Annotated in this window: 25 protein-coding genes; 23 read left to right on the plus strand and 2 right to left on the minus strand. The window is 44.7% G+C overall.

The genetic code is table 11. The features are described 5' to 3' along the window. Positions 1-13: 13 nt before the first annotated feature. The 23 genes from LKO26_RS05200 (at position 14) to LKO26_RS05310 (ending at position 16,662) form a co-directional block, all read left to right on the plus strand. Positions 14-967, plus strand: a complete 954-nt coding sequence (locus LKO26_RS05200; RefSeq protein WP_227586789.1) for a hypothetical protein — start codon at positions 14-16, stop codon at positions 965-967. An 88-nt stretch (positions 968-1,055) separates the two neighbouring features. Continuing rightward, positions 1,056-1,970, plus strand: a complete 915-nt coding sequence (locus LKO26_RS05205; RefSeq protein ID WP_227586790.1) for a hypothetical protein — start codon at positions 1,056-1,058, stop codon at positions 1,968-1,970. 9 nt (positions 1,971-1,979) lie between these two features. Then, a complete protein-coding gene (locus tag LKO26_RS05210; RefSeq protein ID WP_227586791.1) occupies positions 1,980-2,324 on the plus strand; it encodes a hypothetical protein in 345 nt (114 codons plus the stop codon). Then, the gene (locus tag LKO26_RS05215) at positions 2,317-2,670 is read left to right on the plus strand and encodes a hypothetical protein (protein ID WP_227586792.1); all 354 of its coding nucleotides are present in this window, start codon (positions 2,317-2,319) and stop codon (positions 2,668-2,670) included. Before LKO26_RS05210 ends, LKO26_RS05215 begins: the two co-directional genes overlap by 8 nt. Then, positions 2,654-3,859, plus strand: a complete 1,206-nt coding sequence (locus tag LKO26_RS05220) for a DUF2586 family protein (RefSeq protein ID WP_227586793.1) — start codon at positions 2,654-2,656, stop codon at positions 3,857-3,859. Before LKO26_RS05215 ends, LKO26_RS05220 begins: the two co-directional genes overlap by 17 nt. A gap of 5 nt (positions 3,860-3,864) precedes the next feature. Then, positions 3,865-4,284, plus strand: coding sequence for a hypothetical protein (locus LKO26_RS05225; RefSeq protein WP_227586794.1), 420 nt, complete (start codon positions 3,865-3,867; stop codon positions 4,282-4,284). Between the two features lie 88 nt (positions 4,285-4,372). Then, positions 4,373-4,666 carry a hypothetical protein gene (locus LKO26_RS05230; protein ID WP_227586795.1) on the plus strand — a complete coding sequence of 98 codons (294 nt, stop codon included), beginning with the start codon at positions 4,373-4,375 and terminating at the stop codon, positions 4,664-4,666. Between the two features lie 162 nt (positions 4,667-4,828). Beyond that, entirely contained in the window at positions 4,829-6,640 is a 1,812-nt protein-coding gene (locus tag LKO26_RS05235) for a tape measure protein (RefSeq protein ID WP_227586796.1), read from the plus strand. Next, entirely contained in the window at positions 6,637-7,302 is a 666-nt protein-coding gene (locus tag LKO26_RS05240) for a DUF6046 domain-containing protein (RefSeq protein ID WP_227586797.1), read from the plus strand. The genes LKO26_RS05235 and LKO26_RS05240 overlap by 4 nt, the downstream gene beginning before the upstream one ends. Next, positions 7,302-8,276: a hypothetical protein gene (locus LKO26_RS05245; protein WP_227586798.1), complete on the plus strand. Its 975-nt coding sequence runs from the start codon at positions 7,302-7,304 to the stop codon at positions 8,274-8,276. The genes LKO26_RS05240 and LKO26_RS05245 overlap by 1 nt, the downstream gene beginning before the upstream one ends. Continuing rightward, positions 8,273-8,773 (plus strand): hypothetical protein, encoded by a 501-nt coding sequence (locus LKO26_RS05250; RefSeq protein WP_227586799.1) that lies wholly within the window; start codon positions 8,273-8,275, stop codon positions 8,771-8,773. The genes LKO26_RS05245 and LKO26_RS05250 overlap by 4 nt, the downstream gene beginning before the upstream one ends. Next, positions 8,770-8,985: a hypothetical protein gene (locus LKO26_RS05255; RefSeq protein WP_227586800.1), complete on the plus strand. Its 216-nt coding sequence runs from the start codon at positions 8,770-8,772 to the stop codon at positions 8,983-8,985. Before LKO26_RS05250 ends, LKO26_RS05255 begins: the two co-directional genes overlap by 4 nt. Further along, on the plus strand, positions 8,982-9,320 hold the full coding sequence (locus LKO26_RS05260; RefSeq protein ID WP_227586801.1) for a hypothetical protein: 339 nt from the start codon (positions 8,982-8,984) through the stop codon (positions 9,318-9,320). The genes LKO26_RS05255 and LKO26_RS05260 overlap by 4 nt, the downstream gene beginning before the upstream one ends. After that, the gene (locus LKO26_RS05265) at positions 9,313-9,579 is read left to right on the plus strand and encodes a hypothetical protein (RefSeq protein WP_227586802.1); all 267 of its coding nucleotides are present in this window, start codon (positions 9,313-9,315) and stop codon (positions 9,577-9,579) included. Before LKO26_RS05260 ends, LKO26_RS05265 begins: the two co-directional genes overlap by 8 nt. Continuing rightward, positions 9,576-10,481 carry a hypothetical protein gene (locus LKO26_RS05270; RefSeq protein ID WP_227586803.1) on the plus strand — a complete coding sequence of 302 codons (906 nt, stop codon included), beginning with the start codon at positions 9,576-9,578 and terminating at the stop codon, positions 10,479-10,481. The genes LKO26_RS05265 and LKO26_RS05270 overlap by 4 nt, the downstream gene beginning before the upstream one ends. Then, positions 10,481-10,963 (plus strand): hypothetical protein, encoded by a 483-nt coding sequence (locus LKO26_RS05275; protein WP_227586804.1) that lies wholly within the window; start codon positions 10,481-10,483, stop codon positions 10,961-10,963. The genes LKO26_RS05270 and LKO26_RS05275 overlap by 1 nt, the downstream gene beginning before the upstream one ends. A 2-nt stretch (positions 10,964-10,965) precedes the next feature. Next, on the plus strand, positions 10,966-11,796 hold the full coding sequence (locus LKO26_RS05280; protein ID WP_227586805.1) for a phage baseplate protein: 831 nt from the start codon (positions 10,966-10,968) through the stop codon (positions 11,794-11,796). A gap of 2 nt (positions 11,797-11,798) precedes the next feature. After that, positions 11,799-12,782, plus strand: coding sequence for a hypothetical protein (locus tag LKO26_RS05285; protein WP_227586806.1), 984 nt, complete (start codon positions 11,799-11,801; stop codon positions 12,780-12,782). Between the two features lie 13 nt (positions 12,783-12,795). After that, entirely contained in the window at positions 12,796-13,725 is a 930-nt protein-coding gene (locus LKO26_RS05290) for a hypothetical protein (RefSeq protein ID WP_227586807.1), read from the plus strand. Positions 13,726-13,729: 4 nt separating this feature from the next. Then, positions 13,730-14,776, plus strand: coding sequence for a hypothetical protein (locus LKO26_RS05295; protein WP_227586808.1), 1,047 nt, complete (start codon positions 13,730-13,732; stop codon positions 14,774-14,776). Positions 14,777-14,849: 73 nt separating this feature from the next. Then, entirely contained in the window at positions 14,850-15,455 is a 606-nt protein-coding gene (locus LKO26_RS05300) for a hypothetical protein (protein ID WP_227586809.1), read from the plus strand. Between the two features lie 2 nt (positions 15,456-15,457). Continuing rightward, positions 15,458-15,883, plus strand: coding sequence for a M15 family metallopeptidase (locus tag LKO26_RS05305; protein ID WP_227586810.1), 426 nt, complete (start codon positions 15,458-15,460; stop codon positions 15,881-15,883). 140 nt (positions 15,884-16,023) lie between these two features. Further along, a complete protein-coding gene (locus LKO26_RS05310; RefSeq protein WP_227586811.1) occupies positions 16,024-16,662 on the plus strand; it encodes a thymidylate synthase in 639 nt (212 codons plus the stop codon). 150 nt (positions 16,663-16,812) lie between these two features. On the opposite strand, the gene LKO26_RS05315 is transcribed toward LKO26_RS05310, so the two are convergent. Together LKO26_RS05315 and LKO26_RS05320 are read right to left on the minus strand one after the other, a co-directional pair. After that, a complete protein-coding gene (locus LKO26_RS05315) occupies positions 16,813-21,936 on the minus strand; it encodes an Eco57I restriction-modification methylase domain-containing protein (protein WP_227586812.1) in 5,124 nt (1,707 codons plus the stop codon). Further along, positions 21,933-22,616 (minus strand): hypothetical protein, encoded by a 684-nt coding sequence (locus LKO26_RS05320; RefSeq protein WP_227586813.1) that lies wholly within the window; start codon positions 22,614-22,616, stop codon positions 21,933-21,935. Before LKO26_RS05320 ends, LKO26_RS05315 begins: the two co-directional genes overlap by 4 nt. Positions 22,617-22,630: the final 14 nt, after the last annotated feature.

A 22,630-nucleotide genomic window follows, 5' to 3' on the forward strand; every position in this document is an offset into this window, starting at 1 on the left:
ATCGGCAGAAAATATGTCAAAACACAAATTTGTACTGAATGATGAGAACCAGGTAAATCAATATGGGTTCCGGGTCCGCAATGGCGGTTTGGAGCTTTCGCGCTTTAAGGCCAATCCTGTAATTCTGGATTATCACCGTGACGGCAACGCTGCGGTAATTGGCCGCTGGGAAAATATTCAGTTTGAAGGCAGCCTGCTGACCGCTGAAGCGGTTTTTGATGATGCAGATCCTTATGCAAAGGAAATCGCCAGAAAAGTAACAGACGGATTCCTGCGGGGTGCGTCTCTGGGTCTGAATCCTTACAGCATGTCCAATTTCCAGATCGCGCCGGATGATGTGTATGACCTGGTGAAATCTGAGGTTCTGGAGGCATCTGTGGTGCCGATTCCCAACAATGCCAATGCACTGAAACTTTACGCGTCTTCAGACGAAAGTATGCAGGAACTACAGGAAACGGAGGTTTCCAAGATCCTACTGATGGCACAAGAAATTACAACTTTTAATCTTCATAACAACATGAAAAAAATTAACCTTTCCCTGGCGGCGGTAATCGCCCTTGGACTGCCGCAAACATCTACAGAGCACGATTCTGAAGCGGTAATGAATAACATCATTAAACTGAAATCTGATCTGGATGCAGCAAACGCGAAGATCCAGGGCTTTGAGCAGCTGGAATCAGACAAAAAAGCGAAACTGACAGCAGATATCGTAGATGCCGACATTAAGGCCGGTAAGATTGATGCAACCAAGCGCGCAGATTTTATCAAGCTGCATGCAGAGTTCCCAACGCTGTACAAGTCCACTGTGACTGATATGCCTGTTAAGACCAACCTGAGCGGTAATGTGAACAATCCATCTGCACCGGCCGAGGTGAACAGCCTGGATGATTTCCAGAAACTGGATCTCACTGCGCAGCTGAACTTCAAAGAGACCAATCCGGAAGGATATCGGGCGCTGTTAAAGTAGAACATTCTTTCATTTTTATTTGATTTTTCCTGCTGCCTCGTGCAGGCAGCGGGTTTTTTTAAAACAATAACCTTAAACATTTTATATAATGCCAGCAAATTTTCCTGAAGTATGGGAAGCCCGAGTGGTCCAGCTTCTTACAACTCAAAACGTAGCCCCTTGGTTGGATGGGATTCCAGAACTCGACACAGAAGTGATTGAAGTAGGATCCGGTTCTGCAGGGGAAGCGAATATCATTCACCTGCCTATTGAGACCTTCCAGCCGGATGTATTGTTGAATAACACCACTTACCCGATTGCTGTACAGGCGTTCTCTGACACCAGTGTGACAATCCAACTGGATAAGTACCAGACCAAGGCAACATCCCTGAGTGATGACCAGATCATCGGTGCGTCTTATTCCAGAATTGATTCTGCCACCCGCGGTCACGTGACGCAGATCAACACCACGAAATACAGAAAAGCGATCCACGCGCAGGCACCAGCCAGTAACACGGCCAACACGCCTGTAATCACCGTGGATTATACCGGTCTTACTACCGGCGCTGAAAAGGCTGAAAAGCTGTTTGAATCAATCGTGGATCTGAAAGGCAGATTTGATAAAGCCGAGGTTCCTGCAGAAGGCAGACGCCTGGTGCTTTCTACAGATCATCAGAACATTCTGTTGCTGGATCGTAATCGCTTCGGTGACCTATTGTCTAATCTTAACACCGGTAAAGTGGCTCCTATGATCGCAGGCTTCGAGATCTTCAGCTATGTGGCTAATCCGAAGTACTCTGCTGCAGGTGTGAAGAATGCCTTTGGCGCTGCAGGTGTACCTGCCACCGATCTGACTGCGTCTGTGGCTTTCCATGTGAGCAACGTGGCCAAGAAGACCGGTATGACGAAGCAATATTTTGCTTCTGCTGCCACCGATCCAACGAACCAGACCAACCTGATCAATTACCGCCATTACTTCATTGCAATGCCGGTGAAGAATGCACAGATTGGCGCTATCCTCTAATATATTGTTGTGGATATAGAGGTAGTAATTACGGCCTTAGTAGGCTTAATCACATCCTTGGGGACATGGTTTGCGGCCAGACGGAAAAACCTCGCAGACACTCAGGCTTCGGAACTTGAAAATGTCGAAAAGGCCGTAAAATTCTACCGGGAGATGATTGAAGACATGAGTGCCAGGATGCGTGCGGCAACTGAAGAAACCGAGCGCATGAATGCACTGTATAAGCAAGCCATCAGCGAGTTGAACTCGCTGGAGATTCGCTTCAATAAAATGGCTGATGAGAATCGCGCTCTGATTGAAGAGCTGAAGAAGTACAAGCAACTAAACGGAAAAAAACAAGAAACTCATGGATAGTTTATTCAAAGAGAAACCAGAGCTGATGGAATACTTCCAGACCTCTGATAAACAAAATTTCTACAACGAGAACCTTGCGAGAAATCACGCCAGAAGCCTGAAGGATCAAACGGTAGAACGTGTAGTAAGACCCGCTGCAGAGGTTGCAGAAGCGGAAGGAACCACAGAACTGAAGACCGCAGCTGCTGACATCATAGCGCTGACCGAGTCCATGGATCTGGATACGGCCAATAAGTACCTGGATGCAGAGATCTCGCTGGCAAAGCCGCGCAAATCTGTAGTAGAAGCCCTGGAGAATAGAATTAACGAACTGGAAAACGGAACAGAGGATGAAACCGAGGATTAATATAGGATTTCAAAATGGGGTCATCGGTGCGGTGACGCCATTAGATACCGGATGCTTCGGGTTTATTTCGTCTGCAGTGGCTGTTACAGACGGCTTCCAGTTAGAAACCGCTTACCAGCTGAAGAGCATGCGGGATGTGGCAGATCTGAAGCTGACCGACACCATAGACAATCACCGCCTTTTCAAAGCATTGTCTGAATTCTTTGCCGAAGCCGGACAAGGTTCTGAGGTGTGGGTTTATGGAATGCCGAAGACTGACAAGGTTTCTGACTGGTTCACACCGGATTCTGGAGTGACACCGGCTGAGAACCTGCTCAACGCAGCGCAGGGTAAGATCCGCGGACTGTTCACCATTAATGACAGTTCTGTGGCACCTACGGTGTCCGCCGGCATGGATGCGGACGTTCTGGTAGCAGCCGGAAAAGCGCAGACGCTGGTAGATGCTTACACGGCTGCCAGATATACGCCTTTCTTCGTGATCCTGGAAGGTTATGCCTTCGATGGTGACAAGGTAGCACTGAGCGGTCTGCTGTCACAGTCTTACAATTCTGTAGGGGTGCTGATAGGTGATACCGAGACCAGAACCGGAACCACAGCCAGCAAAGGCGCGGCTGTAGGGGTACTTGCCGGAAGGCTGGCTGCCTATCCTGTTCGGGTTAATCCTGGAAAGGTGCGTAACGGTTCCCTGGCAGCCCAACAGATCTACATTGTAGATACACCGGCCGAGAATTATGATACAGAAGCCCTGTATGATAAGGGATTCATTACATTCACTACACACCAGAGCAGATCCGGATATTACGTAATGGATGCTTCTATGGCGTGCCCGGTAGATGATGATTACCATTATATCACCCACCGCAGAACCATTAATGAAGCCTTCCGTAACACCTATGATGCGCTGCTGGACTTCCTGATGGATGAAGTGCCGGTGAATAATGACGGAAGCATCCAGGCTGTGTATGCCAAGACCGTGGAAAGTGCTGTAGTGCGCAAGCTGGCACTGGCCATGGGTGAAGATTTAAGTACAAACCCGGAAGATCCTAAGGACACCGGCGCGAAATGCTTCGTGGATCCTGCGCAAAACATTATCTCAACATCTCGCATGGAGGTAGTGGTAAGTGTAAGGCCATTTGGCACCAACCGCTGGATTGATGTGCTGTTAGGATTTGACATTAATAACGATTAAGAATTATGGCAGTAAACATCAATGGACGAGAGTACGAATGGGGTGATCTGACCCTCATTCTGGGCGGCAGAGACATTACGCGCTTCCGCGGGGTGAAATATTCTGAAAAAGTGGAACGGGAGACGGTTCACGCAAAAGGAAGGCATCCGCATGCGGTTCAGTCGGGTAACTTCACCTATGAGGGTGAGATCACCATTTTGCAGTCTGAATACGAATCCCTGGTGAAAGCCGGCAACGGATCTATTCTGAGCCTGTCACTGGATGCGTTGGTGAGTTATGGTGATCCTTTCAAAGGTGATGCTATGACCACAGACCGCATAGAATCCTTGCGGTTCACAGAGGCTAACAAGGAGTGGACCCAGGGCGATAAGTTCGCGGAAATCACTATTCCATTCATCGCGCTCAGAATCGTGAATCAGGTGTAGAATTCACACATATAAATGAAAAGGCGATCTGGTATCGCCTTTTTTTTAAAACAATAACAATCACAACAATCAAAAAACAATCACAACAATGGCAAAAGTAACACAAGAACAGATAGACGCATGGAAGAAACAACACGGAAGCGTCTTCGCAATCAAAGTAGAAGGCAAAATAGCATACCTGCGCACACCGGACCGCAAGACATTAAGCTACGCGTCTGCAGTGGCCAGTAAGGATCCGCTGCAGTTTAATGAACTGATTCTGGAAAAAGCATGGCTGGGCGGTGATGAAGAATTGCGTACCAACGATTCACTGTTTCTGTCTGTTTGCGGCAGGCTTGCCGAAATCATAGAGATTAAAGAAGCAACGCTGGAAAAGCTCTAAAGCTGGCAGAGGTCTCTGAAGACACCCAGCCCCTGCGCATCTTGGACGCCCAGCTGCGCTATTACTTCAAGATCGACCCTGACCAGCTGACAGATGAAGAATGGGCAGCACGGGTGGAAGAATTAAAGTGGATTCGCAAAAAAGAAAACCAAACCAAATAACGTGTCAAACACCTTTGAATACATAGTAGCCTTGCGCGACAGAGTGACGTCGGTAGCCGATCGGGTTGCCAACTCGCTGAACGGAATTGTAGAGCGCAGCCGGCGCCTGTCTAATACCATGGCTACATCGCTGGATGGTATGCGTGCCCGCCTGCAGAACCTGCAGACGCTGATGGGGCGAACTACGGACCGAAATATGTTCCGGCAGTATTACAATGATGCCCGCCGCCTGGAAGAACAGATCCGTCGTGTAGAGAATGGAATAACCGGTTCCGGTCTGGCTGGAAGGCTTGCAGGCTGGAGAAATGACTTTGCCCAGTCTCTGCCGGGTGGTCAGCTGCTTCAGAACCCGCTGGCAATGGCAGGTGCTGCCATGGGCGGAATGTGGGTGGCTACTCAGAAGGCTATGGATGCCGGTAAGGAAAAAATGAAAATGCAAGTTCTGACCGGTAGTGCCGAGATCGGAACAACGCTGTATGACGGCCTTACCAAATTCGCGACAGATACGGTCTTCGGTACTGAGGTGTATGACATGGCCGGACAGATGCTGGCTAATGGAATTAAAGATGCCAATGTACTGCCGATTATGAAGGAACTGGGCGATATCTCTATGGGGGACGCACAGAAACTGGGCAGTCTGTCCCTGGCATTTGCACAGATTAATGGCAAAGGTAAACTGGCAGGTCAGGAACTTCTGCAGCTTATCAACGCAGGGTTTAATCCGCTGCAAGTTTTGTCTGAAAAGACCGGCGAAAGCATGGAGAAACTTCAGCAGCGCATGGAAAAGGGAGGTATTGGTGTAGATGAAGTGCGGTACGCCATGCAACTGGCCACCGGTCCGGGTGGTAAGTTTAATGCCATGCTGGATAAAGTAGCTAAAACACCATATGGACAGCTGGAGGGACTTAAAGGACAACTGGAGCAAATGGTGGTGACTATGGGTGAAACCTTCATCCCGGTAGTGACCAAGATCATGACGCTGGTTTCCTGGCTGGGTGAGAAAATGGGACCATATCTGAAACCGGTGGTTGCCGTGATGGGCGCACTGGCAGCGGGAATCCTGATTGCTGCGGCTGCTCAGTGGGTGCTGAATCTCGCATTTCTTGCCAATCCCGTAACGTGGGTAATTGCCGGAATCGTTGCGCTCATTGCGCTCATTGCCTATTTGGTGACCTCTATATCCGGCTGGGGCGATGCCTGGAAGATTGTCGTGAATAACGCAAAGCTTCAGTGGGAATTCTTTACAAGCGGCGCATCCCTGGTGTGGAATGGTATGGTGAACAGCTTCATGATCGGCCTGAACCGGATCAAGTCCGGCTGGTACGAATTTAAAAAGGCTGTAGGCCTGGGCGATGCTGCAGAAAGCAATACGATGATTGCCAAGATTGCAGCGGATACCGAGCGAAGAAAAAAAGAGTTTACGGATGCTTCTAAAGATTTTGTGGAGAAATCCAAAGCGATGCGTACCGGCAGTAAGAATGCCATGAGTGCGCTGAGCTGGAACGGATCTTCACTTTCTGACACAAAAGATTCCGTAATGGGTGCCCTGGGTATTGCACCGCCTGCCGGTGTGCCGGGAGCCACCAAGAGCGGAGACAAAAAGAAAAGCGGACTGGGTAAAACTGGAAGGAAATCTGCCGAAAGCATAGCAACCGGCGGAACGCGTCACAATTATATCACGCTACACATTAAGGATCTAATCGGGATTCAGAACTATAACGGCACTCGGGATTCTGTGAGCCAGAAAGCCGGAGAATCCGTGCTGGATCAATTATTGAGAATAACGGCTTCGGCCACAACTGCTGCAGAATGAGACTGAGTAATGAAAATGCGCTGATTGCATCGCTGATGGGCAGTAAGGTAGTGGAACAGCTGCCAAGATTTGCGGCCGTGGAAGCTTCCCTGCAGAAGTATGTGACCCCGCCGGTGCGGCTTCTGCCGTTGCTACAGAATGAAGACGAGATCTGGGAACCGGAAAGCAGCGAAGAAACGGATCTGTGGCGTAATGACCGCAGGATCCAGGAAGAAAATCAATTCTTCCCGTTCAGTTTCCGCGCTTCTGCAGATGAAAACTGGTGGCTGCTGCCTTGGGAACCCATGATCAATATAGAAGCCAGTAACAGCATAACGCGGCGCACGGTGGCGAAGGCCGGCAAGAACCAGATCGGTTCCATTAAGGAGCGCTGGAGCACTGAAGATTATAACATCACCATCACCGGCGCACTGTACGGTGACAGAATGATGGGCAAGTCTGCACAGACTTACCCGCGCTACGAGATGGAGAAACTGCGGGATTACCTGCTGACACCGGAAGCGATTGAGGTAATGTGTGAACCTCTGCAGATCCTGAACATCAACAGAATTGTGATAGAATCTGTTTCCTTTCCCTTTACGAAGGGCGAAGATGTACAGGCGTATGAGATCCGGGCAATCAGTGATTTTCCGTATGATTTAATTTACAAAAGAAAACAGTAATGCATTTGCAGCAGAGTTGGGAAATAGAGTTCAGAAATGCGGACGGCGTCTGGGATCTTGGGGTGCTGGCTGAATGCCAGATAGAGAAATCTACCAAGAATCTCGCAGACACCGCCGTCATCATTCTTCCGGAGACGGACATGAACCGGGTGCTGCGGGTGCAGGATGCCATCGGGCGGGGTGATGAAGTTCTGATCAGTTTGGGCTATGACGGTAAAATGCAAACTGAATTCGCTGGCTACGTTCGCGAGATTACCACCAATGACGGCAGCCTGCAGATAGAGTGCGAAGATGGTCTGTTTCTTTTCCGGAACGGGATTCCAAATAAAGAGATGAAGCCGGCCACTGTGAAGCAAATTGCGCAGTACGTAATTGATCAGATAGACAGCAGCTTCACGCTGGTCTGTGATTATGATCTGCCTTATGATAAGTTTACCATCTACCAGGCAACCGGCTACGATGTGCTGGCGAAGATCCAGGAAGAAACGGGTGCAGATGTGTTTTTCGACATGCAAAAAAAGGAATTGCATATTCACCCGGCCTACACCTGGAAGAGCGGTGAAGCAGATTACAGCATGCAGCATAATGTGGAGACCAGTTCACTAAAGTACGTGAGCGCTACAGACCGGAAAGTGGAAGTAACGGTAGAATCTGTGGGTCTGGACGGCAAGACCATCAGCAAGACTGTGGGCCATGCCGGCGGTGAGAAAATTACAAAGAAAGTGGGCAGAATGTCTGCCGCGGCCATCAGTGTGATTGCCGAAAATGAGTATAAAAGCAAAATGAAGCCCGGCTATGAAGGCACCTTTGATACCTGGTTAATTCCATATGCAGAACCCAGCTTCACTATTGGGATTTATGATGAAGATTATCCGGACAAAGATGGCCGTTACTACGCCGAAAGCGTGAGTACAACCTTTAGTGATGCAGGCGGAAAGCGCACCATCACACCAGGCATTAAGTTAAGTTTATGAATGACAAGGTAGCACAGCTGAAGAGAAACCTGCAGCGAATCATCGCAGCGAATCCCAACCTGCCGGTTGACGGTGTGGTTCAGGCGGTGACCGGTGATGTGTGTACAGTCCTGGTAGGAGATCTGGAGTTGAGTGATGTGCGACTGAAACCTACTGCAGACGGTGAAGATCATTTATTGATCATTCCCAAAACAGGAAGCCGGGTGCTGATGCTCAGTGCCGATGGTAGCATTGGGAATTTGACCGTTATTAAATGTGATGTAGCCGAAAAGATTATCTACAACGAAAACGGCCTGCAGGTAGAGATAGACAGCACTACGGGCAAGGTGAACGTTGCCAATAACGTAACCAGCCTGAAGGATCTTTTTGAGCAGCTTGCTGATATTCTGAAGACCCTGAAGGTGTACACACCTGCGGGACCCAGTGGTCCGCCGCTGCCTGATACGGTAGCGAAGATAGTAATGTTTGAAAATGATTTTAAAACCATTTTAAAATGAGTTTAGCAACTACGAAAGCAGACGCCCAGGTGGCGGTGAAAGCAATACTGGATGACATGCTGACGCGTGAGGATACCTCTACGCAGGAATTTGCAGATCGCCTGATTAATGTACTGGAAGAATGGCTGAAGGAAGCTGCGGTCATATATGTAGCCGGACTGGTAGCAGGCAGTACACCGGTGACAGGAACCTTTAACGGCAGTTTGGAATGAAAACAAAAGATACAGGACTGCAGATGGTACCGGCCAGCGGTGGCAACTTTGATCTGGCTGTGGAAACGGTAAGGGATGAACCTGGAAAGATAGTGAGCGGTCTGGTCCTGGGGCAAACCCTGGAGCAGAATATGGCTTGCATTCTGATAGCCGAGCCCGGAGACCTGAAGGGAAACCTGAATCTGGGCGTAGGATTCAGATCTGCGCTGCTGGGTGAAAGCCTATTGGAATACAGGCACCAGATTAAAGAGCAGTTTGCAGCTGATGGTATTGTGATAAAGCACTTGGATCTGTATGATCTGAAGAAATTCAAAATAGACGCAGAATATGAATAAGACCATGCAAGGCCAGAATATTCTGGACGTAATTCTGCAGCAAAGTGGTGATTTTGCCACTGTGGTACGAGATGCGGCGGCTAATGACCTGAGCCTTACTGCAGATCTGGAAATAGGCACAGAAGTACAAGCCACACCCGGCAACCCGCTGCGCTACCGGAACCGACCGGCCACAGCACTGCTGCAAGCGGTGAAAGCGGCACCGGTGCTGAAAGGCATTGGATATATGGAAATAGGAACAACATTTAGAGTATCATGAACCGCACAATAGCAGAAATAAAGAAAAGCATCACAACCGCATTCATCACGAATGCATCGGTGATCAGCATCTACGGACTGGATCCGAATCAGTCTTTTGAAGATCAGTTTTCCATGGCTTCTTTCGAGAATATTTTGTTTGATATCATGGCGCTGATTGTGTGGACCATGGAAGGAATTTTCAACGTGCACAAGGCGGAGACTGCCGAAATGATTGCACAGCAGAAAGTGCCTTCATTGCGCTGGTACAGGAACCTGGCACTTCGGTTTCAGTATGGATTTAACCTGCTGCCGGAATCTGATCAGTTTTCTGACAGCATTCTGGTGGGTGGTGTAGAAGTACAAGCCACAGAAGACCATATTTCCGCTTCCAAAATTGTAAAGTATGCTGCAGTGACCAAAGTGGCCGGAGCATCCAAAATATCTATGAAAATAGCACCGGAGGACACAGATGCGGTCTTCACAAATGACCAGATGACTGCCTTTGGTGAATATATAGAAGAAACACAGGCTGCAGGAGATCATATTGTGATCGTGAACTACCTGCCGGACGTTCTGAAGATTAATTTCAGAATCGTATATGATCCGCTGGTGCTGCTAAGTGACGGTGTGAGCATTCTGACCGGTGAAGAGCCGGTAAAAGCTGCTGTGAAGAATTTCCTGCTAAATCTGCCTTTCAATGGAGAATTGTCTGTACAGAAGTTGGAAGCTGCAGTTCTGGCCGTTGAAGGTGTGAAGGATCTGCAGAACCTGAGCGTACAGACCAAGTGGATAGAACCTGGTGTGGGTTATGGAGCTGCACAGGCTGTGAACATAAGTGTAATACCCGCATCCGGCCGGTTTACCATGCTGGATGACCTGATTGGTGAAGAAGACTGGAGTGGAATAGAATATATACTGTGATGAACATTTTCAACTTTGATGTAAGAAAATATGCGCTGCAGCTGCTGCCACCATGGCTGAGATCCGGGATGGCCATGGCCGTGGTGCTGGCCTTCGCTACACCGCTGCTGGATGTGTATATAGCCTTCACCCGGAACCGAAAGGTGAATCTGATTAAGTTGCAGTTTAATTATCAGAAGTTTTCGGTACAGAAACGTCTGAATGACGCCTTTGACCCGATAGAACGCAGAATCAGAATTGTGAATGCGGTGCAGTATGACGGTGTATATCTGTACACCGAGGCGGAAGATGATCCATTCTACAGTAAGACCGTATGGCTGCACCCGGATAATCCGGTGTACCTGCGCACGGAAGCAGAGCTGTACAGTGAATTTGATTTCATTATTGAGATCCCGGACATTAACATTAACCAGATCCAGCTGAAGGCAGAAACAGATTTCTACATTTTGCCAAGTAAGCGGTATCAAATTGTAATCATATAACCATGAAACTATCATTTAATTTTCTCCAGACCGGCGGGGTTCCGCTTACCAATGACCTCATGGCACTCATTGAGGAGTCTTATGGCATCTTTGAAGTGCTGGGCGATCTGGCGGGGCATCAGACGATACTTGCCGGCTGTGAGCCGGTGACGCCTGGGAGCAATACGCTGACGCCCGGAATAGTGGCAATAAGCGGAAAACTGTACTATTTTGAAGGCGGCGTGCAGACCTCGGAGGTCTTCATACACACGGAGCAGATCCAGAAGGTTTTTGAGGATCAAACAACGAAGACACTCATTGAAGTGAAGACCGTGAGATTTGGTGTGGCAGTGCCGCCGAATGCGTACACCTGGGCAAATTTTGTTCGGCTGAAGAAACTACTTCAAATGCAGGACATGGCAACACAGACTGCGCTTAATGCCTTAATTACCCGTGTAGAACTATTGGAATTGAAAACCGCACCGGTGATCAATGGCGGCATTGTTTGGCCATGGAACAAGCCGGTAGCCGACATACCGGCCGGCTGGAAGGAATGCACGGATCTGCGGGGTAAGGTGATTGTAGGACGTGATCCCAACGACGCTACTTTTTCCGCTTTGGGCGGCAATGTCGGCAGCAAAACGCACCAGCTCACTATTGCAGAGATGCCAAATCATAGCCATACCTACAGCAGAACCATATTCGGGGTTCAGTCCGGGTCCGGGTCCTCTACGAACGGCAGCAAGGTATCACACGCCGTGACTGAGAATACCAGTTCTCAGGGTGACGGGCTGCCGCATAACATCATTCAGCCCAGCCGCATTTGCAATTTTATTGAACCTAATTTCCCTTAACCATGGCAACACCTTTAGAAACAATATACAGCTGGTTTCAGACTGGCGATTTCCCTACAGAAATGCAATTTCAGCAGACTTTTGCGAGCTTCCGGCATAAGGATGAAGCTATCACAGCCGGGGAGATTGAAGGATTGGCTGAGATGTTTAACGGCACGGCTTCGCTCTCGGTAGTTATTAGCCACATAGAGGATCCTGCGGCGCATATAGACTATTTAGCTACAGCGAATGCAGATAACATTACCGGTGACAATCTGTACAGCTGGCAGGTAGCTTTAGGCATTACGGATATTGCCACTGTGGATTCAGATGTGGATGAGGGTAATGTGTACACCAAGGAGCAGGTAGATGGTTTTGTTGAGTTTCTGCAGCTGCAGGACAACGCTAATTTTGAACTCATAGACAATATAATTCTACGATTAGAATCTAACGATTTGGATCTGGACGAGCTGCAGGAGATCGTAGATTATATCAAAGATAACCGTGAGCAAATAGAACTCATACAGGGGCTGCCGGTGGGCGATGTGAATGACAGTGATGTGCAGCTTACTTATGATTTCACCGGCTTTTCCTCTGCAACAAACCAGCGGCGGTTTAATATGGACGTAGCCATACATGTGCAAAACAAACTGGACAGCACCGAGAAAGGTGCACCCCTGGGAGTGGCACCGCTGGACAGTAACTCCCAGATCGATCCCGGACATCTACCTTCATTGAACGTACAGATCATGACCTATCTGAAGGAGCAGTTTGTGGAGGATGAAATTACCGTCACCGCTGGAATGATATCTACTTATGTGGTCAATGCATCACTGACTGAAGATGTTGATGAGGCTTTGGAACGCAGTGTATTTTACAACGGCGTTTTTGTGCCAAAATCCATGTGCACGTTATCTGGTCCTCATATAGAAATAGATCTATCGGCATTACTCATAGAGCCAAATGCCGGCGATTTCCTTGTAATCAAATATTATAAATTATCATAATTGATCAATAACCATGGCAAAGAAAATAAGACAGGTACAGGTAGAAAACCTTAGCGAAGACCTGTCGACATTAAACAACAAGAGAGTAACCGGCGTATCATTCTCCGGAACTACAACCAAAACGCTTACCGTAACCTTCAGTGATGCCACCACCATCACGGGGACTTTCACGGATTTGAATACCACCTATCCGACGCTTACGGAAGCCCTGCTTAATACCGGAACCTCCACGGCTGCCAGCGTTGTGTCTGCGAAGGTTATGGCAGATTACATTAACAGCCGCCTATCTGCTGTATTTACACACAAGGGAACGGTGGCTAATTATGGTGCTCTACCTACTGTGGGAATGCAAGTGGGAGACACTTACAATGTAGCTGCCGCATTTACGCAGGGAGCGGAGAATTATCCTGCCGGAACGAACGTGGCTTGGAATGGAACCAGCTGGGATCCACTGGCCGGATTTGTAGACACGTCTATCTTCCTTACAGCGGAGACCGATCCAAAAGGTGTTTCAGCGGTTTCGGTAACCGGCGGTTCCACGAAGACCATCACGATCACGCTCCGTGATGCTACAACCATCACCGGCACGTTTGCGGATGATAATACCACGTACGCTCAAGGTACGCTGGCACTGCTTAATACCGGAACCGAGACTGTAGGTAAAGTCTGGACGGCAAAGGATATCGCTGATTTTGTGGCCGGCAAACAGGTGACAGTAAAGCACGAACTTACCACCGTGACGGCGGGGATGATATCCGGGGGCAATGTAACCATACCGCTCACCGGAACATTCAGTGACAAGTTCCGGGTGCTGGCGTTTTTGAACGGTGTGAAACAGCCTGTGGCGGCTCAGACTAAATCAGGTTCAAATTTAGTTTTTGCGAATGCGTCCCTGCCAACTCCCATCATCGCCACGGATGAGATAGAACTGTATTATATCTAATAACATGGCCAAGAAGACGAGATTCGCCCAAATAGGTGGCGGTACGGCATCGCAATTCGTTAAAGGTGATGGGACCTTTGATTCCAGCGCGTATGCGTTTCAGACCGGTTCTAATGGTACAGGACCATGGTCACATGGCGCACAACTTATCATAAATAATGGTGCTGCTACCGCTCACACATTGAATGCCGCCGGAGCGACTGTTTCATTACTGGATGCTACAAATGGTCATGGAATGGGTTATCTCAACACAGCTGGAACAGCCACAGGAAACCCATCCGCTGACTGGTATTACCGAATTAAGATGCTTCACCCGAATTTAGCCGGATACAATGGGCAGATAGCGCTACAAATGACAGGATTAGGTTCTGGCTCATTATGGTTCAAGAGTGTTGAAAATGGAACTGATTTGGGTTGGAGACAAGCTGTGGACACGGGTACAGACCAGATGATTCCGGCTAAAAAAAGATACATTTCTACCGGTAATTCATTTACTGACCATGCATTAGAAGTTTATTCTACATCGGCAGCAGACCCAGGTATAGCATTTCATAAAGCAGGTGTTTTTGGGGGAGTATTAAAACTAACTTCAACTGGGTATCAGTTCATGGATATTTCTGGGACTGGTTTTAGGCCTGTAGAAGCTGATGGCTTTGTACATAGAGCATACGGAGGCAATAACCCCAACAGATTGCTGGATTCTGCTGGTGGAATGGTGGTTATAGGCGATGACCTTACCAGGGAAGGCAACGGATTACGACTGAATCCAAGGGATGAAGATTTAGTACCAAGCGGCGGCTGGTTTGATCACTCAGAGCAGGCCTCAAAGTTAGTGTACCTAAGATCAAAGGCCGGTGAACCATTCGATTTATATGAGATATCACATAGGACCAGATTAATACTGATCAATTATGATGGCTCTGCATTATCTTCTATTAACATCAACGGTAATTACATCCGGAAGCTATCGCCCATGACCAAAGTGAGTTTATATGTTACACCTGGAGATGAGTATATATTTTATGACGAAACGCAAATTGAAATTTTCTAAAATGAGAATATTACTAATGCTGGCGCTGTTGTTCCGGCTGTATAAGAGGGATTAAAAAACAAAACTAATAACCATGAAAAACCTACTCATAGCCCTGCTGCTTATGTTTTCTGCGTCCTGTGCGACGCAGAAGCATAAGAGCAAACAGGCAAACCAATCAGAAGCCAAAAAAATGGAAACCACTTCCACAGACCGGCGCACCGATTTGGAAACCGCACAAGCGGTCACCAGAACTGATTCTGCAGCGCAGAAAACAGATCTTGTGAGAAACATGGAAGTGAGTTCCATATTGCAGAATTTAACGCTAAAAAACAGCGGTAAATGCGCAGAAGGTGGTGAGATTCGGTTTCTGAAGTTCACAGATGCCCAGGGCAATACCACGGAGGTGCCAGTGAACGACAATACGGAACTTGATTTCAGTGCCGGTGCGCATTTGCAAAAGGAAAACATCCAGCTGAAGGCCGAGCTGCAAAAATCACAGAACATTAATGAACAACTGAATGCCCGACTGCAGGTTGCAGACCAGCAGAACCGGCAGAACCGGGAAGAGTTCAGCACATCTTCCAAAGCCACAGATCTGGACGTAGAACGCAATTCATTCATGTCCTACGTTTGGACGGTGCTGATAGCTGTGCTGCTGTGGGAAATAGGGAAATTCACCATAAAAAAACTAATTTAACAATGCCACAATTCAGCAAAAGAAGCCTGCAGAACCTGAAAGGTGTACATCCAGATCTGGTGAAGATCCTGGAAGCCGCAATAAAGGATAGTCCGGTAGATTTTACCATCACCGAAGGAGTGCGCACATTGACCCGCCAGCAGGAACTGTATGCGCAGGGACGCACGAAGCCGGGTCGGAAAGTAACTAATGCAGACGGTGTCCGCAATAAGAGCAGTCACCAACCCAAAGATGACGGCTATGGCCATGCGGTAGACCTGTATCCGTACTTTGACGGACAGGTACAGGTGCATCACCCGGAAGTGCCAAAAAAACAAAAGGAAATTGCAGATCACATTAAGAAAAAAGCGAAAGCGATGGGTCTGAAAATCATCTGGGGTGGAGACTGGAGAAATCCGTATGATCCGCCACATTTCCAAAGGGGGTAAGAAACGTCCCCCGCTTTCTAAAGTATCTCACCCCTTTAAAAACGCCCACAGGCTGCGGAGGACTTAATGTCTTCTGTGCTTGTGGGCATTTTGCGTTTTGCGGGGTGAGAGCGACAAAGATAGAAACTAATATTTTAATCATGAATAAATATCACAAAATTTTAGACAAAATCCTTGCGAAAGGCAAGGTGCAGGAAAACAAGAAGGGAAACATTACTTACCTGCTGAATGAGCAGCTGCAGCTGAAGCCTGCAGACCTGCTGGAAATCTTTGAAGGGCATGGCATAGCCCGGAACAAACTGAAGACAGAACTGGATCTGTTCCAGAGCGGTGAGCGGCTTACAGAGCGTTACCGCGAAGCCGGGATCAGCTGGTGGGATTATTGCGGACCGATACTGGTGAACAGTTATCCGACGTATTTTGAACAGTTGCCGGATCTCATACGGAAGATTAACAGGGAAAAGCGAAACAGCAAGAATTACGTGCTGTTCCTGGGCAGGAATGACACTGAGAGCAATCAGCAGCCGTGCTTATCACTTATTCAGTTTCAGGCAGATCAGGGCAAGCTGGTTGTGTCTGCGTATCAGCGTAGTTCTGATGCTAATCTGGGGCTGCCTGCAGATATCTATCACCTGTACTTAATCAGTAGGCAGATAGAACTGCCATTGCGGTCCATTACGTTGTTCTTGGGTAATGTGCATATCTACGAGAATAATCTGGAAAGCACGGTGACGCTGCTGGAAGGTGATTCTGTGAAATTCAATTTAAACGTGAATTAAAACCAATTGAAAAGGGCTTTCAAACGAAGCCTTTTTTTTTGTGATCTGCGCGCGAAATGCGTGCGTTTTTTCTTTACATTTGGTTTTGCGATTATTTACATTTAGTTTTGCCGATTATACTTTCATTTTATTTCGAAATTACTTTAGTTGTTATCTTCGCCTATTATACGATACATTGTCCTTACTCGTCACGATTTTATCTAAAACTTTAAAATTATCAATGATCTTAAATAGCGCCTTATTCTCAACCTCCCTTACCTTCGCAATATCCCTTCTTTCACTCAATTTTAGTTGCTCCTCTTTATTAGATTGGTATTGCAGAATTAAGTCAAGTTCTATAGACGGTAGTTCTTCTATTTTTTTATCCAACGCTGAAATTTTCTCTTCGGTAACTTTTGTTTGCTTTTCGATTTGGGTTACATTTACCCCTTTTTTGGAAAGGTTTTGAATTTCTTCATGAACTTTTGCATTCGCTAAATCAATAAATTTTTGATAGGTAGGAAGTTGATTTTTCCAATAATCAGAGTCTTTCCCTTCCTCATTTGCAAAACCTAAATATCGGTTGTAAGTTTCTTCAGCTTTGGTAACTTCTCTTTTTACTTTTAAAAAATCTTCATATTTACGTAGTACAAAAGACGAGTCGGCGAGGAGCTTATTTTTCTCGCTCTCAATTCTTTTTTTCATGAGTTCGATTTCAATATTGGCTCGGGTTTCGGGATTGGTGATAATTGCAGTTTTGAGTTCTTGAGTACTAATGTCTGAAATATCCAAAACATCGGCACCCTTTTTCATAGCTTCTAGGTATCGTGCTTGTTTCGATTGTAGTTTTTGCAGCATAAACACATCAATACTGTCATTGGTGAGCATAAAGTTCATGCGAACATTTTCGTTCTTGTTCCCTTGTCGATGGGCACGTCCTTCTACCTGTCGAAGCGAAGTAAAATTGTAAGGTAAAGACAATAGATACAAATCCGTTGTATTTTCCTGTAAATTCATTCCTTCCTGGATCGCTTCACTACCAATGATAATTTTTATTTTTCCACAATTAAGATCATTCTGGATAGAAATTCTTTTACTCTTGGAAGTTGAACCCGTGATAATTCCAATTTCTTCTGGCTCGTAACCAACTTCTTTAACCAAATATTCTTTTAGCTTGGGGAATTGAGCAACCGCTAATTCTGAGTAGATAATTTGTCCAGAATCGGGTAAGTCCTCTTTGTTCTGACGAATTAAATTCATCGTTTCAATCAGCTTGGGCGAGTTTTCAACAAATTCTTGTACGGTTGGAATTTCATCATCATAATAAGGCGACAAATAAGGAGAGATGGCAATCAGTCTTGCGTTGAGAATATGCGTGAGAATCGCTCCTTTTTCCGATTGTTCAAAATTTTCATTGAGAAGTTCGTATTGTTCTTTTGTCAGATCATTCTGCTCAATTTTATATTCTTTATTGATTTTATTGGGTCGGATCAATTCCAGATTGTCTTCTTCGCCTTTAATATCAATGAACTCCGATAACAACTGTTGAAACAACGAATTGTTTTTAAACCGACGAACATTCGCCTTGAATTTTACATCACCTTTCGCATCAATCTCCATGTCATTATCCGCTTCCATGAACGTTTCAAAGAAGGTATTCACATTGAAATACCCAGACTCTTCCAAACGATTGTTGGCGATAAGCGATAAGATTGAATAATACTCTAATGGTTTGTTGGTAAAAGGCGTTGCCGAAAGTAGCGTCACATTTCTACCATCGTAATTTTCCTGAATGTATTGACATGCCATCCAAGTATTGATGCCGAGTTTTGACGTTTGTTGATTCTGGCTTCTAAAATCCGAAGCGAATCTCCGGTTTTCGATTCGCACTTTTCCTACAATGTGGTTGGCGTTATGAACTTCATCAAACGTCAAATAATCAAATCCGAAATCTTCCCAATTATAAATTTTTCCACGCCTCATTTTTCCTTCGAGCTCTTTTTCCTTTTCTAATTCTTTTTGAAAATCTCTTTCACTAATGGAATTAACACTTTTCAATTCGTTTTCTGAGATGTAAGAAAATTTGGAAGCTAAACTTCTGGTGATGTCTTCCGAAAACCCAATATTGTTGAATCCTTCGTAGGTGACAATCGTAATTTCGTTGTCTTTATTATCAAATTTTGACAAGTCGAAACTCTTTCCAAGATTTCCCAACACATTCACTTTCACGTTTGGAATTGTTTCGAATATGGTTTCTACCCATTGTTTGAGAATGCTGTCGTTTGGAACCACTATTAATGGTCTTTTTGCATTACTTCGTTCCATGGCTTCGTGCATGGAAAGAACTCCTGACAAAGTTTTTCCAAAACCCACTTCATGAGCCAACAATCCAACACCCTTGGTCGTCTGTCTTCCGATTCCAGCTTTCTGGACTTCAGTTAAGCGCAGTTCTTGCCCTTTAAAATTCAAATGAATTTTTGAAAATAAAGGAAATTTCGAATAGTCCGGGACGTGGATATTATTGTAGTTACGGTTAAATTCTGTCACGAACCGCTCCCTCAAATCATCATCCAATTCTTCTCGGATAAATTTGTGGAACAAATCATTAGCAGCCGTTTTTCGCCTTTCACGAATGAGTGCATTTCGTTCTTTATCGCTCCCGGTAACGGTTTCGTTATCAACAAAGCTTTTCACTTCCCAAGAAGATGAACCCGCAAAAGCTTCACTCGGCAATTGACTGACAAAATCTTTAAATTTTTCGGCAAGATTATAATCAACTATGGTTTTTTCAGTTTGGCGGGTGTTGTAATTCCAAACTTCTTTTTCAACTTTCCCCAGACTGAATTGGTGAATAAATTCGTGATTAGGGCTGATTGAAATTTGATCTAAAGTTTTTGGTTTAGGAAGAACATTTTCTAAAAGTGTCTTTTGTTTCTCATATTGTTGAGCATTTAAAGACGAACTTCGGTCAAAATCTATTTCAAGCTTTTCAAGTTTTTTGTAAATATTTCCCTCTGCATAATAGAAATCGTGTATCCATTTTCCGTCAATGTAGTTCGCAAATTTTTTGTGTTGTTCAACATTATCAAGAGTTCCATCGTAATCCGTATCACGAAAAGCAGCAATTTCTTCCTTTGAAATATTGGGATTATTTTGAAGAGAAGATTCTACAATGTCATCAGCTTTGGAAAACTGGTACTTCAGAATCCCTTTTTTTATTTCGGGTTTGGTTTGGACTAGATATTCAGATTGCTGAGTGTTTTTATTTTGAGACTGAATAATTTTGTCTGCCTTATGAATAACATCTTTTAGTTCGTCACTTGAAAAGGATCTTGATTGATTTTCAACTTCCTTTTTGAGTTGCTGATATTTTCCAATTTCTTTGACAACAGCGGGGGATTTGAATTTAATGTCATCTAAATTGGAAAGTACTTGATCTATTTTTTCTTGAACTTGAACCAAATAGGATTCATGCTTTTGATTAAGACTATTTCCAGTATCAGAGACTTTGGAATCTTTTCCTAACGTAGTTTCTGATCCGTTTTGAGCAAACGAAACATCCAAATCTTCAAATAGATTTCCGATTCTTTGGGCTTCTTTTTTATTTTGAATTTGTTCTAAGTGTAAAAGAGCATCTTCCAAATTTCCATGAACATAAGCTTCTAACCTTCCGAAACGGTTGGTTTTTTCTTTGAGTTCGCCGAGAATCTTTTCAGGATTTTGGGTGAAATATTCCGATATATCTTTAGAAACCTTCTGCCTTGACTTTTGAAGAATCACAATATCTGTCCCGATTTGTGTTCCAGAAAAGGCTCCACTTGGAAGTCGGTAAGCATTCAATAGTTCTGCATTTTCTAAATTTTTCTGTCGGTTTAGCCAACCCGAAGGAAGCACCATTGCGAGAACTCCATTTGATTTTAAAGTATCCAATGAGCGTTTAACAAAGTAGTCTTCATATTTGGAAAGTTTAGGTTCTTCACCAAGACCTTTATAAAAGCCTCTGTGTTCTCCATAAGGTGGATTTCCAATGACCAAATCATATTTTTCTGAAAAGTTTTGAGAATCTTTTTTGCTGCCGTTCTCTTCGATAAATTCCGTTTCAAATGACCTAAGTTTGATTTCTGCTTCAGGATGAAATATCTTGGCAATTTTAGCGGTTGTTTCATTGATTTCAAAGGCGGTAATTTGGGTTTTTGGTGCTAGATCTTTAGCAACGTAAACAAAATTTCCAGTTCCAATACTCGGTTCTAAAACCGAGATTTCTTTTTGATTTCGGAATTGGTCTTTGATAAGATTGCGAACGGCATCAACAATTTTGGAATCGGTGTAATATTCATCTAAAATTCCGCGACCTTCTTTAGCAACACCGCCACTTTTATAATGGTTGCAAATGTCTTTAAGATCGTCTGAAATTTCAATTCCTTCTTTAAGTAGAATTTTCTTATCGTCAGAAACAAAACAAACTGCGAAAACGACTTCTGCAACTTGTTCGTTGGTCAGTTTTTGACCTTTGTATTTTGAAATGAGAGAATTTAATTCCTCTTGGTTTTTGTTTTTTGAATTTAACTCTTCTTCTGTTCTATTGGATGGATTTCTCCCGGATACGATTCCGCCCACTGAATGTTTTGCACTTTCATTTTCTTGAGCATCTTCCGATTTTGCTTCACTACTAAATCCGTCTCGTTCTCGTTTTCTCCAATCGTTCCTTCCTGTGTTTTCAAGTCCATTTCGAGCATTGTTGCTGCCCAAAGCTTGTCCTTCTCTGTGATTTCCGTTTTGCTTGGTTTGGTGGTCTTCGCTAAGTTCTCCAGTATTTCTTCCAACAAATCCGGATCCCAAGTGCTTAACGTTGGAAACTGATTTGGATTGAGCGTTATTGTTTTCATGATTGGTCTTTTTTGATTCAACTAAAATAGTATTTTTATTTTGGATTTTGTTTTGAAGATATTCGGTTAAGTTTTGATTTCCATTTGCTGAAATTTGATACAACTCACGAATATCCTTAATGATTTTTCCGTTAAACTTTTTGAAAATAGTATTTGTAATACCATTTCCACTTTCGCTTGCATCTAAACAAAGGAATAGTTTTCCATCAAAATCTCGGAATCGGTTGATGAAACTTTGGATATTGACGGTAGAGTTAAGTGCGACTAGGGTTCTGTTATTTCTTTGCTTATTTAATTTGAGAAGTTCCAAAAATGAATCAGAATCCTTGCTTGTTGAAAAAAGAACGAGCTCGTTTTTACTTCCTTCAATTACAGAAATATCATTGCTTAGTGTTTGAGCGTCATTCATCTTTGTCTTTGCTTTACAAATGCGTTAAACTCAAATAGTTCTTTTGCTCCTTCGTCCCAACTTTTTCTGGAAAGGACTTGAAGGGAAACAAAAATATCTTTCTCTTTATTGTAAGAATCAATTCTTTCTAATCTTCCTTTATAATCTTGTTCGACATGTTTGTAAAGAGAATAGGGTAGGATCGTATCGGTTGGATAAATGTAAAAACGAGTATAAATCCAAGGTGAATTAATCTCAAATCGTTTGTATTTTTTGTTGAACAAAACGGTGTCTGATAGATTTTTTCTGTTGATATAATTTGGAATCCATTCTTTTGAAAATAATGCTCCTTGTTTTTTGTTTTCAACCAAATTCGGTCTCTGATTTTTTAAAATGTCGGAAAGAATAATTGAGTTGGAATTTTCATTTCCAAGCGAATAACACAAAGTATCTTTAATTAAATATTGTTGTTGAGTTAATTCTGGAAAACTAAAATCCGGAACTCTTTCAATGATCGTATCTCCCAAATAATTCATATTGGAAAGATGTATGCTTTGCAAATTGTTCAAATTCTTTGACGCATCGAAGTACACATTAGAAATCAGATCAATCCTGCCTCTTTCAGATTTGATTTCTTTCCGACACGAATTTATCGCTAAAAGGGCAGTTATAAAAAGCGTGAACCTTGCATAATTCTTCATAATGTTTTGTATTT

It is taken from the genome of Chryseobacterium sp. MFBS3-17, assembly GCF_020687745.1.
In the GTDB taxonomy this organism is placed as follows: domain Bacteria; phylum Bacteroidota; class Bacteroidia; order Flavobacteriales; family Weeksellaceae; genus Marnyiella.

Coding starts and splice junctions, on each gene's coding strand:
- LKO26_RS05200 (WP_227586789.1), top strand. CDS start 14: ATGTCAAAACACAAATTTGTACTGAATGATGAGAACCAGGTAAATCAA.
- LKO26_RS05205 (WP_227586790.1), top strand. CDS start 1,056: ATGCCAGCAAATTTTCCTGAAGTATGGGAAGCCCGAGTGGTCCAGCTT.
- LKO26_RS05215 (WP_227586792.1), top strand. CDS start 2,317: ATGGATAGTTTATTCAAAGAGAAACCAGAGCTGATGGAATACTTCCAG.
- LKO26_RS05220 (WP_227586793.1), top strand. CDS start 2,654: ATGAAACCGAGGATTAATATAGGATTTCAAAATGGGGTCATCGGTGCG.
- LKO26_RS05225 (WP_227586794.1), top strand. CDS start 3,865: ATGGCAGTAAACATCAATGGACGAGAGTACGAATGGGGTGATCTGACC.
- LKO26_RS05230 (WP_227586795.1), top strand. CDS start 4,373: ATGGCAAAAGTAACACAAGAACAGATAGACGCATGGAAGAAACAACAC.
- LKO26_RS05240 (WP_227586797.1), top strand. CDS start 6,637: ATGAGACTGAGTAATGAAAATGCGCTGATTGCATCGCTGATGGGCAGT.
- LKO26_RS05245 (WP_227586798.1), top strand. CDS start 7,302: ATGCATTTGCAGCAGAGTTGGGAAATAGAGTTCAGAAATGCGGACGGC.
- LKO26_RS05250 (WP_227586799.1), top strand. CDS start 8,273: ATGAATGACAAGGTAGCACAGCTGAAGAGAAACCTGCAGCGAATCATC.
- LKO26_RS05255 (WP_227586800.1), top strand. CDS start 8,770: ATGAGTTTAGCAACTACGAAAGCAGACGCCCAGGTGGCGGTGAAAGCA.
- LKO26_RS05260 (WP_227586801.1), top strand. CDS start 8,982: ATGAAAACAAAAGATACAGGACTGCAGATGGTACCGGCCAGCGGTGGC.
- LKO26_RS05265 (WP_227586802.1), top strand. CDS start 9,313: ATGAATAAGACCATGCAAGGCCAGAATATTCTGGACGTAATTCTGCAG.
- LKO26_RS05270 (WP_227586803.1), top strand. CDS start 9,576: ATGAACCGCACAATAGCAGAAATAAAGAAAAGCATCACAACCGCATTC.
- LKO26_RS05275 (WP_227586804.1), top strand. CDS start 10,481: ATGAACATTTTCAACTTTGATGTAAGAAAATATGCGCTGCAGCTGCTG.
- LKO26_RS05280 (WP_227586805.1), top strand. CDS start 10,966: ATGAAACTATCATTTAATTTTCTCCAGACCGGCGGGGTTCCGCTTACC.
- LKO26_RS05285 (WP_227586806.1), top strand. CDS start 11,799: ATGGCAACACCTTTAGAAACAATATACAGCTGGTTTCAGACTGGCGAT.
- LKO26_RS05290 (WP_227586807.1), top strand. CDS start 12,796: ATGGCAAAGAAAATAAGACAGGTACAGGTAGAAAACCTTAGCGAAGAC.
- LKO26_RS05295 (WP_227586808.1), top strand. CDS start 13,730: ATGGCCAAGAAGACGAGATTCGCCCAAATAGGTGGCGGTACGGCATCG.
- LKO26_RS05300 (WP_227586809.1), top strand. CDS start 14,850: ATGAAAAACCTACTCATAGCCCTGCTGCTTATGTTTTCTGCGTCCTGT.
- LKO26_RS05305 (WP_227586810.1), top strand. CDS start 15,458: ATGCCACAATTCAGCAAAAGAAGCCTGCAGAACCTGAAAGGTGTACAT.
- LKO26_RS05310 (WP_227586811.1), top strand. CDS start 16,024: ATGAATAAATATCACAAAATTTTAGACAAAATCCTTGCGAAAGGCAAG.
- LKO26_RS05315 (WP_227586812.1), bottom strand. CDS start 21,936: ATGAATGACGCTCAAACACTAAGCAATGATATTTCTGTAATTGAAGGA.
- LKO26_RS05320 (WP_227586813.1), bottom strand. CDS start 22,616: ATGAAGAATTATGCAAGGTTCACGCTTTTTATAACTGCCCTTTTAGCG.